The following is a 13,143-nucleotide window of genomic DNA, read 5'->3' on the forward strand; positions in this document are numbered from 1 at the left end:
ACGTTCAAAATCTTGTCTTAAAATGGGTTTGAGTAATTGATGAAATACGGTATTCTGATGTGACAAAACCTGAGTCCTTTATAGTTAAAGTGTTTGTTTGCACTTATATTTTAACTATTTAGACTCAGGTTTTTTTATTTAAAGCAAACTATGGGACAGTAGTGCCCATTTGGGTGCTTTTTTAGCGTGCAATCTTAGTTCGCAGCAGCATCAACCACTGGAATCTTACCAATTTTCGCTTGCCAGATTTTTGGCGCAGTCGCGTGAATAGAAGTACCATTGACATCAACCGCTACAGATACAGGCATATCTTCAACTTTGAATTTGTAGATAGCTTCCATACCCAAGTCAGCAAAAGCCACAACTTCAGCTTCACGAACAGCTTTAGATACCAGGTAAGCAGCACCACCTACAGCCATCAGGTAAGTTGCTTTATTGTCTTTGATGGCTTCAACCGCAGCAGGACCGCGATCAGCTTTACCAATCATTCCGTACAAGCCAGTCGCTTCAAGCACTTGGCGAGTGAATTTGTCCATACGTGTTGCAGTTGTCGGACCAGCAGGGCCCACCACTTCGTCGCCTACAGGATCGACAGGGCCAACGTAGTAAATGAACTTGCCTTTAAGGTCTACAGGAAGTTCTTCACCGTTGTTCAGCATATCCACCATACGTTTGTGCGCAGCGTCACGACCGGTATAGATGGTACCGTTAAGTAATAAGGTATCGCCTGGTTTCCAGGAATTCATTTCTTCTTGGGTGATGTTGTCCAGGTCAACACGTTTAGAAGATGAAGAATCCCAAGTGACAGCCGGATAGTCTTCAAGTTTAGGTGCTTGAATATGTGCAACACCTGAACCATCTAACTGGAAGTGTGCGTGACGAGTTGCAGCACAGTTTGGAATCATACCCACCGGTTTGCCTGCAGCATGACATGGATAATCTTTGATTTTGATATCAAGTACAGTGGTTAAGCCGCCAAGACCTTGCGCGCCAATACCCAATGCATTTACTTTTTCGAAGATCTCGATACGGAGTTCTTCCATTTTGCTTTGTGGACCACGGCGAAGCAATTCGTCCATGTTGATCTCTTCCATCAATGCTTCTTTGGCAAGCATCATGGCTTTTTCAGCAGTACCACCGATACCGATACCGAGCATACCAGGAGGACACCAGCCTGCACCCATGGTTGGAACAGTTTTCAGTACCCAGTCCACGATAGAGTCAGATGGGTTCAACATGGCAAGTTTAGATTTGTTTTCTGAACCGCCACCCTTGGCAGCAACAGTAATGTCGACTTTGTTGCCCGGTACGAGTTTGTAGTGGATTACCGCAGGCGTGTTGTCTTTGGTATTTTTACGGCCAAATGCAGGATCAGCTAAAACTGATGCACGAAGTACGTTAGAGCTTTCCAGGTAACCTTGACGCACACCTTCATTGATTGCATCGTCCAGGCTCATGGTTAAATCAAATTTAACGTCTAAGCCCACTTCAAGAAATACGTTCACAATCCCGGTATCTTGGCAGATAGGACGGTGGCCTTCTGCACACATACGAGAGTTAATTAAGATTTGTGCAATAGCATCTTTTGCGGCTTTGTTCTCTTCACGATCATAGGCACGGCTCATCGCTTGGATGAAGTCTTGTGGATGATAGTAAGAAATGAACTGAAGCGCATCTTTTACCGATGTGATCAAGTCATCTTGCTTGATAATAGTTGTCATATCAAATATCTCTTGAGCGGGCTGTTAGCTAGCGGGCTAAATTATAAGATAAAAAGCAGGTTTTGTGGGTATTTTGAATGCTTTTTGGCCGAAAGTTTAATGGTGAATTTCAGCTCAGATGAACTGTTGTTTTTTGAGTGATTTTTGTCATAAAGATGACAAAAGGTAATTATTCTTCCGGGTAAATATTATATTTAAAATATTGATTAAACTGTTTTTAATTCGTTTGTTATTTTAAATTTCTGAAAAATAAAAGTTAAGTCTGATCTTTTTTAAATGAAGTTAGGTAAGATAATTTTGTCGTAAAACTTTTATGTAATAAGCACATAAAAGTTCATCTGATACATATAGACTCCTTTCAATTGTTCGAGTCATTGATTTTTCTTTATGTCGTGCAGGGATAGGGTTTCGGTCAGCAAGAAGATGAGGTATAGGCTTTATCTTCTTTTTTTGCTTTAAATTTTCTCGAAATAAAAACATGCTAAATCTTCAAATCTTCAAATCTTCAAATCTTCAAATCTTCAAATCTTCAAATCTTCAAATCTTCAAATCTTCAAATCTTCAAATCTTCAAATCTTCAAATCCTGATCTCAATCTGCCTATACTATTGAAAGGCACATTTAGAAAAACCACTCATGAAAGATCAATCTGAGTTTGCGAAAAATATCATTAAAATTTATAAGAAACATGCACGTGCGTGGACGGAATTACGCGGCCAGTTGCTGTATGAAAAAGCATGGCTCAATTATTTTCTTTCGCTGATTCCTGAACATGCTCAAATACTGGATTTAGGTTGTGGTTCAGGCAAACCGATTGCTGCCTATTTAATTGAACAAGGGCATTCCGTAGTCGGGGTAGATAGTTCTGATGTCATGATTGAAATGGCTAAGCACAACTTTCCTGAACAGCACTGGATTCAGACAGATATGCGTCAGCTGGATTTAGGGCAAAAGTTTCAGGGGATTTTAGCGTGGGACAGTTTTTTTCATTTGACCCAAGATGATCAGCGCAAGATGTTTGCTCAGTTTTCTAGGTTTGCTGAGCAGGGCACGGTTTTAATGTTTACCAGTGGGCCTGCTGCAGGTGAGGCGATAGGGGATATGTTTGGTGATGTACTGTATCATGCCAGTTTGTCACAGCAGGAATATCGACAATTGTTAAAAGATCATGGCTATGAGGTTGTGAAAATGCTCGCGGAAGATCCCGACTGTGCTGGGCATACGGTGTGGTTGGCACAGAAGTTGTGATTTAGTCATGCTAAATAATAATGTGGAACAATGATTGAGAATTGAGCGTGAAAAACCATAAAAAAAGCCCATTCGAGGGTGAGTGGGCTATAAAACTAGAATCAACATATTGAATTATAAAACAATTTCAAAAGGATTGCGTATAAGCTGTCTTATGTTAATTTTAGGTTTTCTAATCATTCCAAGAAAAGTGTAAATAATAATAGTCATCTTGATATGTAACTACATAATCAAGATAACAAACATCAAATGAGCTGTTATCTAACGAATATAGCTTTAACTCATATTCTGAAATGCTTTCTAGGAGCTCTATAATTTTTGAAATTATATTTTTTTTAACAGTCTCATAATAATTTGAAATTGGGAAATCATAACCAAAGAGCCATTCATTTAAGGATTTATTAAGCTCCGTTTTCCAATCTAATATTGGTTCATATGTAAAATCTAGTTTAGAAAATGGAAAGTGATTTAATTCAGAATATCTTATTGATTCCCTGGTAAAAAATTCTGTGAGACTACTTTGAAGTGAACCTTTTCTATATATAGGCTCTATATAAAAATCATATGCTACAGTACGACTGTTTAAAGTAGCCATGCAGTCTAAATAAGTATTTAAAATAAATAATTTATGATCAGTTTTGGATTTGTTTTGAACATCAATTTTCAACATTCTAAGAGTTCTATTGAATTAAAGAGTTTGGAATAGTTTAACATAATGGCTGTTATACTAAATCTACACATAAAAAAACCACCCGATTTTTCAATCAGATGGTTTGGAAAACTTAGATTTACGAATTATTGAGCAGCTTGTTGCTCTGCCTGAATCGCAGTCAATGCAATGGTAAACACGATGTCATCCACCAATGCACCACGTGACAAGTCATTCACCGGCTTATTTAAACCTTGCAGCATTGGTCCCACGCTCACTACATTTGCTGAACGTTGTACTGCTTTATAGGTGGTGTTCCCTGTGTTGAGGTCCGGGAAAATAAAGACATTGGCACGACCTGCAACAGGTGAGCCTGGCGCTTTTGACTGTCCAACACTTTCAACCGATGCTGCATCGTATTGCAATGGACCATCAATCAGTAAATCTGGACGGCGTTGCTTGGCAATTTCAGTCGCTTTCGCCACTTTTTCTACATCCGCACCTGCACCCGAAGTACCGGTTGAATAAGAAATCATCGCGATGCGCGGGTCAATACCAAACGCTTTAGCCGAGTCTGCAGATTGAATGGCAATTTCAGCCAGTTGTTCTGCATCTGGATCAGGATTAATCGCACAGTCACCATAGACATAGACTTCATCTGGCAGCAGCATAAAGAACACAGAAGATACCAGTGAATAATCCGGTGCAGTCTTAATTAACTGGAATGCAGGACGAACCGTATTGGCTGTCGTGTGAACTGCACCTGACACCAGGCCATCCACCTGATCAAGAGCCAGCATCATGGTACCTAAAACTACCGTATCTTGTAGCTGATCACGCGCCTGTAACTCGTTGAGTTTGCCTTTACGTAGATCAACCATTTTTTCGACATAATTCTCGCGAATCAGGTCTGGGTCAAGAATTTCCAGATCATGCGGTAATTCAATTCCACGTGCTTTTGCTACTTCAACCACAGCTTCAGGTTTTGCCAGCAGAATACAGTGGGCAATTCCACGAGACTGACAGATTGCTGCGGCCTGAATGGTACGTGGTTCATCTCCTTCAGGAAGAACAATGCGCTTTTTCGCTGCAATTGATTTTTGTACCAGTTCATGACGGAATGCAGAAGGGGATAAACGTGGTTTATGGGCATCGCTGATTAACTGCGTCAACCAGTCTGCATTGATGTGGCTGGCCACGAAACGGGTCACCTGCTCAGCACGTTCGGTATCATCTACCGGAATTTCATTGCTTAAGTTCAGCAATTGTTGTGCTGTGTCAAAAGTACTCAATTTGGTGTGTAAAATTGGCAAGCCATTTTTGATTGCTGTTTGACAGAATTCTAAAGCTTGAGTGCTTGGTGCCTGATGTTCAGTTAAAACCAAACCTGCAAGTGGAATGCCATTACTGCTTGCCAAGCTACTTGCAAGCAAGACATCAACACGATCAGAACCGCTGATGATGAGTTCACCTGCCACGAATTTATGCATTTCGTGTTCAATATTGGACGCAATTAAGCTGCTGTGTAATACACGGCGCTGTTTTGCCTCGCCCTGGTTAATCCATTCAGCTGAAATATGTGCAGCCAAGTCAGACATGCGTGGCACACTTAAAGTGTTGCTGAATGGAACTAAGCCAATCACTGGCATACAGTCTTTACCAATCATTGGGTGCGTGGTCTGAATCGCACTCACAAATCGGTTGGTATCGCTAATTAAACGCAGGTTTGGATCAAGCGTAACAGGAATTTGTGCAGAATCTTCCGGCAAGCCTTTGGTACGCATGAACAATACGCCTGCAGTACGCTCGCAAGTCGCACCACCAAAGAAACGTAACTGGTTATCAACTTTTGCCGCAGTTTTTGCTGCGTTGTTAATGTCGGCATTGCTGACAATAATCACTTTGGCATCAAGCGCTTTTGCCAGAGTGGCATTGAGTTCTGTTGCATAAGGATCGCGTCCGTTTGGTAGCACGCCTTCTACAATAATGACATCGTGATGTTTGGAAATTTCACGGTGTAAACGTACTGCATCTTCAAGCAGCTCGTCATTTTCATCATTTTTTAAACGTTCAGTCAGGGCCGCATAGGAAATCGGTTCAACGGTTTCATGCTTGAACAGGTGACGATACAGTGCAGTGGTGCGGTCTGCTTCAGGCTGTAATTCTTGAGAGAAAGGCTTTAGAAAACCTGCTTTTATGCCTTGGCATTCCAGTGCATAAATTAAACCAAGACATGCAGACGTTAAGCCAACACCAATTTCTGTAGGAACCAAAAGTATTGTTTTCATCATTTTTTTTAAATCATAAAGGGATTTATTGAAAGCATACGTAGACTACAATTGCTTAAGCAATCGTAGCCTCACATTCAGGCTTTTTTGCAGCTGACTGATTCACCTCTTCTACAACGTGTGCAGTTTCTTTAGCAATACGGCCTTCTTCATCAGTTGGAATGACCCAGATTTGAGGGCCTGTGCCAGCATCAATACGACCTTCTGTACCGCGTTTCAAATTATCGTTTTGTTCTTTGCTTAAGTTGAAACCGAAATGAGGTAAGTAAGCCATGGTCTTTTCACGGATATAAGCCGAGTTTTCGCCAATGCCGCCGGTAAAGAACAGGCCATCAAGGCGCGGCAAGCCACAGCTTAAAGCAGCCAGAGATTTAGCCAGACGGTAGCAGAATACTTCAATGGCCAGCGTTGCATCTTCATTGCCTTGTTCTGATGCTTCAATCAGGGTACGCATGTCATTTGAAAGGTTGTCTGATAAACCGAGCAAGCCACTTTCCTTGTTCAGCATCTTGTCAATTTTATAGACATCCCAGCCCAGGTTTGCAGCCAGGAAGCTATGCAAACTTGGATCGACATCGCCGCTACGGGTGCCCATCACAATGCCTTCAAGCGGGGTTAAGCCCATTGAAGTGTCTACACTTTGTCCATTCCAGATGGCACAAGTCGAGCTGCCATTGCCTAAATGAGCTGTTAACCAGCCACCTTGTTTCAAGCTGCCAGCCAATTCAGAACCACGTTCAGAAACATAAGCGTGACTGGTACCGTGGAAACCGTAACGGCGCACATTGTGTTCTGTATATAGGAATTTTGGCAATGCATAACGGTAAGCATGCGCTGGCATAGTCTGGTGGAATGCGGTATCAAAAACTGCCACTTGTGGAAGTTCCGGGAACAAACGCATAGTGGCATCAATACCGACCAAATGCGCAGGGTTGTGTAAAGGCGCAAGTGGTGTTGCTGCACGAATACGTTCTACAATTTCTTCATTTAATAATTCTGCTTTGGTCAATGTACCGCCGTGTACCACACGGTGACCAATCGCTTGTGGATTATAATGAGATAAGCGTTCTAAGATGGTTTCCAGTGCCTTTTCATGATCAGCATGTGGAATGGATAGTTCAAGGGGTTCACCGCCCGCAGTGATCCCTTTAATACGGGCGTCAGCAGCCCCCAGGTTTTCTGCGAGACCAAAGATACGGTCTTCACGGCGCTCAGAAACCAACGCATATTTGATTGAAGAAGATCCGCAGTTAATTACTAATACTGATGTAGACACGTTTTCTTACCCAAATTTTAATTGAAATATTCATCCATAACGTTGATCTGAACGCAGTTTTGTTTATTGATGCAATTTAGATCAGTGATAATGTTTTAACATGCGATTTTTTTTTGTCCTAGATAGACTTTAGGAGATTAGACTTAAGCACTATCGACCCAATAACTAATAATAATTAAAATTTATCAGTTAATAGATTTCATTTATTAATAAAATAGTACCCGATCATAAAATGTTTACTAGAAGCCCATTTTCAAAGCTAGAATGGCATGCATGATGTATTTTGAGCAGGGCATTCCTGTTGTATTATTGCTTACTTTTGATACTTTATTTCTGACCAGCGTACAATGACATAGGCAATCAATGCCACCATAAAAAAGACCAGCATCATCCAGGCCAGACCTTGTAAGGTTTCAATAATGGTCCGGTAAATTTCCAGTACCCAGCGCTCTTGGGTCAGTTCAATCACAATTTTCTTGTCATTCTCTGTATAGGTCAGGGGCGTGATGTATTTTTCCATATCGTAAATACGAATGCCGGAAGATGTGCCGACCACCATGCCGGCAAATTTGGTGTATTTTGCCCAGGCTTCATGAATCGGGTCGTGAATGATACGTGCCAAAATGGCATTAATAGAATTGGAAAAAATTTTCATTACTGCAAAAGAAACCAGTAATGCCAGTAAAAAGGTACAAATGATTAAATAATAAAACATGCGATTTTCCTTATATCTTTCTCATTATTTTTATCATGTTACAAAATTTAAGATGGGGATAGTGTAGTCGCTGTGTTCAGCCTCATGCCTGAAACTGAACACCAAAAGATTCTTTAAATAGAGGGCTTATTGGCGAATTTGACCGTCCCCAAATACCACCCATTTTTGCGAAGTCAGGCCTTCCAGACCGACTGGGCCACGCGCATGAATCTTGTCGGTCGAAATGCCGATTTCAGCACCCAGACCATATTCAAAACCGTCGGCAAAACGGGTAGAGGCATTGATCATCACTGAGCTTGAATCGACACGGGCCAGGAACTGACGCGCCAGGCTGAAGTTTTCGGTAATGATGGCATCGGTATGGTGTGAACCATATTTGTTAATATGATCAATGGCTTCATCGATTCCGCTAACCACTTTAACCGCTAAAATCGGGCCTAAATATTCAGTGTACCAATCTTCTTCGCTGGCCGGTTTGACGTTTGAACCGAGAATGCGCTGGGTTTCACGACAGCCACGCAGTTCCACCTGTTTTTCTGCATACAGTTCAGCAATGCTTGGCAAGAAATCTTCGGCAATTTTCTCATCCACCAGCAAGGTTTCCATGGCATTACATACGCCGTAACGATGGGTCTTGGCATTTAATGCAATCGGCAGGGCTTTTTGCAAATCGGCCTGTGCTTCAACAAAGACATGGCAGTTGCCGTCCAGATGCTTAATCACCGGAATACGTGCTTCATTGCTGATCCGTTCAATCAGGCCTTTGCCTCCACGTGGAACAATCACATCCACATATTCAGACATGGTAATCAGGTGTCCGACTGCGGCACGATCAGCCGTATTGATCACCTGTACCGAAGTTTCAGGCAAACCCGAAGCCTTTAGACCATGCTGAATCGCTTCAGCAATTGCCTTGTTGGATTGCAGGGCTTCCGAACCGCCACGCAAAATAATGGCATTGCCTGATTTCAAGGCCAGTGAGGCGGCTTCCAGCGTCACGTTTGGACGTGATTCGTAAATCATGCCGACGACGCCCAAAGGCACCCGCATTTTCCCAAGCTGGATGCCTGAAGGACGGTAAGCCAGGTCAGTGATTTCCCCAATCGGGTCAACCAGACTCATGACATCTTTCAAGCCATGCAGCATGCCTTTAAAGCGGCTGGGGGTAAGTTCTAAGCGATCAAGTAATGCACTGTCCAAATGATTGTTACGACCATTGGTCATATCAATTTGGTTGGCAGCCAGAATTGCAGCTTCACTGTCTTGTAATGCAGTGTAAATTGCAGATAAGGCATTGTTTTTGGTTTGGGTAGAAGCGCTTGCTAACACGCGAGAAGCTTGGCGTGCCTGTTGTCCTACCGTTTGCATATATTGTTCAATCGAATCTTGCATAGCGGTTTGATCACTTAGAAATTACATCTTTGATAGTAACAGTCTGGAACCCGACAATGAAGCATCTGCTTGGAAAAAAGTCCCTGAAACTTTCAGGCTGTTAATATTTTGAAATCCTTTTCTAGGTAAATTTAGATAAGTGGTCATGGAATCAGTTGCTTGGGCAAGCATCCTCTGTATATTATGAAAAGATAAAGACAGTGAAGTCTGATAATTACAGCGAAGAATGGACGCAGCATGACGCAGAAATTCTATATTTATTTTCTTGCAAAATAACAATAAGGCAAGAATGGAGGAAGGGATATGAATTCCATGATCCAAATGGACTCGGATGTAGAAGAATCAAACGCAAGTTTTGGTTTTTTTGATCTTTACCATAGGAACAGTTTTAAAGAACCCGCACGTACCACCTGGATTGATGGCTGGAAAATTGAATACATGGCCATTGCTCAACCAGAAACCATCCACAACACTCCAATTGTTATTATTGGAGGGGCTTTCCAAAATTTTAATTCCTATAAATATTGTGTGGAGCAATTACTTAGTGCTGGCCCGATCATTTTAATTGACCTGCCTTCCATGGGCGCCAATCAGCAAATTACCAATCGCGATACCGGCATTTCTGCAGGAACACTGGAATTGCCTGACTTGGCGCGAATGTTGGGGGAGTGGGTCGATATTGAAAATTTATCCAAAGTTTCAGTGATGGGCATGTCACTGGGTTCGGTTGTGGCTTCAAGTTTTGCCGTGCAACGTCCGGAACTGGTCGATCGCATGATTCTGATGGGCGTGATGCAAAAAACGCGTAAAAGCTGGCGTATGCTGCTGGAAGAATCTTTGCATTTAATGAATGAACAGCGCATGGACGAGTTTGGCCAGGCAGTGATTCTGTATCTGGTGAATCATGCCAAAATCGATCAAACCCGCATGTCACCGACAGCAAAGCGTTTGTTCTTTAAACAGATGGCTGAATTTACCGCAACCGAGCAAGACCGCTATGAAATCAACTGTAGCCGCTTGTTACGTTTAACCGATGTTCCTATTCCGCAATGTAAAGTACTGGTGGCATGTGGGCAATACGACAGTTTTACCTTGCCGCATGAAAATGCCAATTTTGCTTTGCAATGTCCAGATATGGAATTTGCAATGATTGCAAATGCTGACCATGTGCCACAATTACAGCGCCGTAAAGAAACCATGGGGCTGTTTGCAACATTCCTGCAGGGACAATCTATTCAAGATGTAGAAGGGGTCATCCCGATGACACGTGCCCAGTTGCTGACCCTGGAGCGCCGTGGTGAAGAACGTATTGCTGTACAGAAGCCGATGACCGTATTAACGCATCGTCATTCAGATGTGCAGTTGCCTACCCGTATTGTGGATTTAAACTTTTTTGGTGTTTTACTTGAGTTTACGCCAGGATTGGCAGAAAAAGCTGAACAATACCCGCGTGATTTGGCCTTGCATCTGGAAGATGAAGAAGGTCAGTTTAAAATTGAATGCTTAATTTTTGAGGTTCATTCAACACGAGTTCGGGCGTTGTTCAAGCATGGCAGTTTTGATGTGGCAGAACGTTTATTGCGTTATGTACAACGACAAAAAGCAGTGATGACGGTTTTGGAATCGGTCAGTTAATTTGAGCTAAGCTCAAATAAAAACAGCGTTATATAACGCTGTTTTTTTTGCTGGCATGAATCATCCAGACCAGATCACCCAGGTGTTCTTCATTAGATGTGAAGGGTACTGCTGGATTTTGAAAATACTGTTGTGGTTGCACAATACTGACCTGTTCAAAACCGGCTTGCTGGAAAAAATCCTGTGCCTGTTGTGGATCAATAAAATGGAAACTAAAAGCACTCTTGGACATCCATTTCAGTAATTTACTGCTGGCCCAAATAAAATTGGCCAATTTGTTTTTGACCGGTTCTGGATAAATATCGGTGAGGTAATGTAGTTCCTTGAAATTTTGACCGTAACGGTAAATGGCTTGAAGCAGTTGTAACAACATGTCTTTATTAAAGTAGTTGATCAGGCCTTCACTAATCACCACCAAGGGGCGATTCGGATCGAATACGTGAAAAGCCTGTTCAAAATCAGCCGTGAATAAATCCACGGATAAAACTTCCGGACTATTGGCATCAATCTGTTTTAAAGCTTGGGTTTTGACTTTTGCCATATCGGGTAAATCCAGTTCACGATAATCAATATCCGGAAACTTCTTTCGGAAATTCCAGCCACGCGGAGAAAGCCCGCTGGCAATTTCAAGCACCTGTATATCTGGGTGCTGTTCAATCAGTTGGGTCAGATGCTGATCAATCATGCGGTGACGTTGTTTCAAGGTGGTACGCATACTACCACCCACAAATTTTTCAGCCCAGCTTTCTAAAGGATGTACCAGCTTGGCGAGCATTTTCCCTTTAGAGGTTGCAAAAACCGGATGAGAAATGCCCATGGTATACCAGATGTAACCGGTGTAATGGGCAGTAAATGAAATATGTCGATGTTCTGAAAGTTGTTGTGTCATGTCATCCTGACCTTATCTGTTTTTTTAGTTTTTAATGTATTACTGTGTTCTGTTGAGTTTGTTACAGGACATACCTGGCTTGTTTTTGTTTATCATAATGAAAAAGGAACACCTTGTCGTGTTCCTTTTGTCGTATTAATTCAATGATTTTTTAAAGTTTTCGATGGTGTCACGAACTTTTTGCCATTCTGCCCCCAAGTCCAGAGTTTGCCCAACCCTGATCTCTGGGATTTTTCCTCGCATACGCTCCAGACGTGCTTGGTCCGGTAAAGGTAAATCACGAATTCCTTCTAGTGCTGTACATGCTGCTAAGCGGTCATTACAGACCAGACCCATATCACATCCAGCCTTGAGGGCGGCCTGTATACGGGCATCGGCACCTCCGGCAACACATGCTGCCTGCATGGTTAAATCGTCGGAGAACAGCACGCCATCAAAGTTGAGTTGCTGACGCAAAATATTTTGAATCCAGTAGGGCGAGAAACCGGCAGGATTCGGATCGATCTGGTCATAAATCACATGCGCAGGCATTAAGGCATCTAGTTGCGGCATGAGCTGGATAAAGGTTTGCATGTCCTTGTGATAGATTTCCTCATAAGAACGTGAATCTACCGGTGCGGCGATATGAGAATCGGCTTTCACTGAACCATGACCTGGAAAATGTTTACCGGTATTGGCCATGCCTGCACGTTTCATTCCCTTGATGAACGCACTGGCAAGCGGGACAATATCATCAATATTTTTGGCAAATCCACGATCGCCAATCACATCACTGACATCATTCAAGTCCAGTACCGGTGCAAAACTGAAATCAATCCCTACGGCAAGCACTTCGGTGGCCATCAGCCAGCCGCACTGTTCGGCTAAATCAACAGCTTTTTCAGGTTCCGTGAGATAAAGTTCACCCAACCGGCCCATCGCTGGAAGCAGGCTAAAGCCCTGTTTCAAGCGCTGTACCCGGCCACCTTCCTGATCAACGGCAATTAAAATGTCGGGTCTGATGCGACGCATATGATCGGTTAAGGCGCGAACTTGTTGTGGTGATTCTATATTTCGTGAAAATAAAATCATGCCGCCTACTTGCGGTGCATGTAATAGTTCAATATCTTCTTGAGTAAGTTCTGTGCCAGCGATGTCTAGCATCAATGCGCCAATCATATCGGTGTCCGTGTTGGAATTTTATAAAGAAAAAACAATACCCGAATTCTGCAATGATTTGCTACATTTTGACAGTACAGAATATGATAAAACTACACGACATACATATTAAGTTGTTTAAGATTTTGAATATACTCGATTCATGTTGAAAAACGACGTTGCAATATTGGTCT

Annotated in this window: 10 protein-coding genes; 2 read left to right on the forward strand and 8 right to left on the reverse strand. The window is 42.4% G+C overall.

Going from position 1 to position 13,143, the window contains the following annotated elements; all coding sequences use genetic code 11:
- Positions 1 to 194: 194 nt before the first annotated feature.
- Positions 195 to 1,721, reverse strand: a complete 1,527-nt coding sequence (locus tag BLP85_RS13855; protein WP_092820830.1) for a fumarate hydratase — start codon at positions 1,719 to 1,721, stop codon at positions 195 to 197.
- A gap of 635 nt (positions 1,722 to 2,356) precedes the next feature.
- Between BLP85_RS13855 and BLP85_RS13860 the strand changes: the two genes are divergently transcribed.
- A complete protein-coding gene (locus BLP85_RS13860; RefSeq protein WP_092820832.1) occupies positions 2,357 to 2,968 on the forward strand; it encodes a class I SAM-dependent methyltransferase in 612 nt (203 codons plus the stop codon).
- 172 nt (positions 2,969 to 3,140) lie between these two features.
- Here BLP85_RS13860 and BLP85_RS13865 read toward each other — a convergent pair whose 3' ends face one another.
- The 5 genes from BLP85_RS13865 to BLP85_RS13885 all read right to left on the reverse strand — a co-directional run bounded on the left by BLP85_RS13865 (position 3,141) and on the right by BLP85_RS13885 (position 9,288).
- A complete protein-coding gene (locus BLP85_RS13865) occupies positions 3,141 to 3,638 on the reverse strand; it encodes a hypothetical protein (protein ID WP_092820834.1) in 498 nt (165 codons plus the stop codon).
- A 125-nt stretch (positions 3,639 to 3,763) separates the two neighbouring features.
- The gene (pta, locus tag BLP85_RS13870; RefSeq protein WP_092820914.1) at positions 3,764 to 5,905 is read right to left on the reverse strand and encodes a phosphate acetyltransferase; all 2,142 of its coding nucleotides are present in this window, start codon (positions 5,903 to 5,905) and stop codon (positions 3,764 to 3,766) included.
- Positions 5,906 to 5,960: 55 nt separating this feature from the next.
- Positions 5,961 to 7,181 carry an acetate/propionate family kinase gene (locus tag BLP85_RS13875; RefSeq protein ID WP_092820836.1) on the reverse strand — a complete coding sequence of 407 codons (1,221 nt, stop codon included), beginning with the start codon at positions 7,179 to 7,181 and terminating at the stop codon, positions 5,961 to 5,963.
- Positions 7,182 to 7,494: 313 nt separating this feature from the next.
- Positions 7,495 to 7,896 carry a hypothetical protein gene (locus BLP85_RS13880; protein ID WP_092820838.1) on the reverse strand — a complete coding sequence of 134 codons (402 nt, stop codon included), beginning with the start codon at positions 7,894 to 7,896 and terminating at the stop codon, positions 7,495 to 7,497.
- A gap of 126 nt (positions 7,897 to 8,022) precedes the next feature.
- Positions 8,023 to 9,288 (reverse strand): glutamate-5-semialdehyde dehydrogenase, encoded by a 1,266-nt coding sequence (locus BLP85_RS13885; protein WP_092820840.1) that lies wholly within the window; start codon positions 9,286 to 9,288, stop codon positions 8,023 to 8,025.
- A 303-nt stretch (positions 9,289 to 9,591) separates the two neighbouring features.
- On the opposite strand from BLP85_RS13885, the gene BLP85_RS13890 reads away from it, so the two are divergent.
- Positions 9,592 to 10,923 carry an alpha/beta fold hydrolase gene (locus BLP85_RS13890; RefSeq protein ID WP_092820842.1) on the forward strand — a complete coding sequence of 444 codons (1,332 nt, stop codon included), beginning with the start codon at positions 9,592 to 9,594 and terminating at the stop codon, positions 10,921 to 10,923.
- A gap of 28 nt (positions 10,924 to 10,951) precedes the next feature.
- On the opposite strand, the gene BLP85_RS13895 is transcribed toward BLP85_RS13890, so the two are convergent.
- Together BLP85_RS13895 and nagZ are read right to left on the reverse strand one after the other, a co-directional pair.
- Positions 10,952 to 11,812, reverse strand: a complete 861-nt coding sequence (locus BLP85_RS13895) for a class I SAM-dependent methyltransferase (RefSeq protein ID WP_092820844.1) — start codon at positions 11,810 to 11,812, stop codon at positions 10,952 to 10,954.
- A 135-nt stretch (positions 11,813 to 11,947) separates the two neighbouring features.
- Positions 11,948 to 12,970 carry a beta-N-acetylhexosaminidase gene (gene nagZ / locus BLP85_RS13900; RefSeq protein ID WP_092820846.1) on the reverse strand — a complete coding sequence of 341 codons (1,023 nt, stop codon included), beginning with the start codon at positions 12,968 to 12,970 and terminating at the stop codon, positions 11,948 to 11,950.
- Between the last annotated feature and the right edge of the window lie 173 nt (positions 12,971 to 13,143).

This window comes from Acinetobacter kookii (assembly GCF_900096895.1).
GTDB classification, from domain to species: Bacteria; Pseudomonadota; Gammaproteobacteria; order Pseudomonadales; family Moraxellaceae; genus Acinetobacter; species Acinetobacter kookii.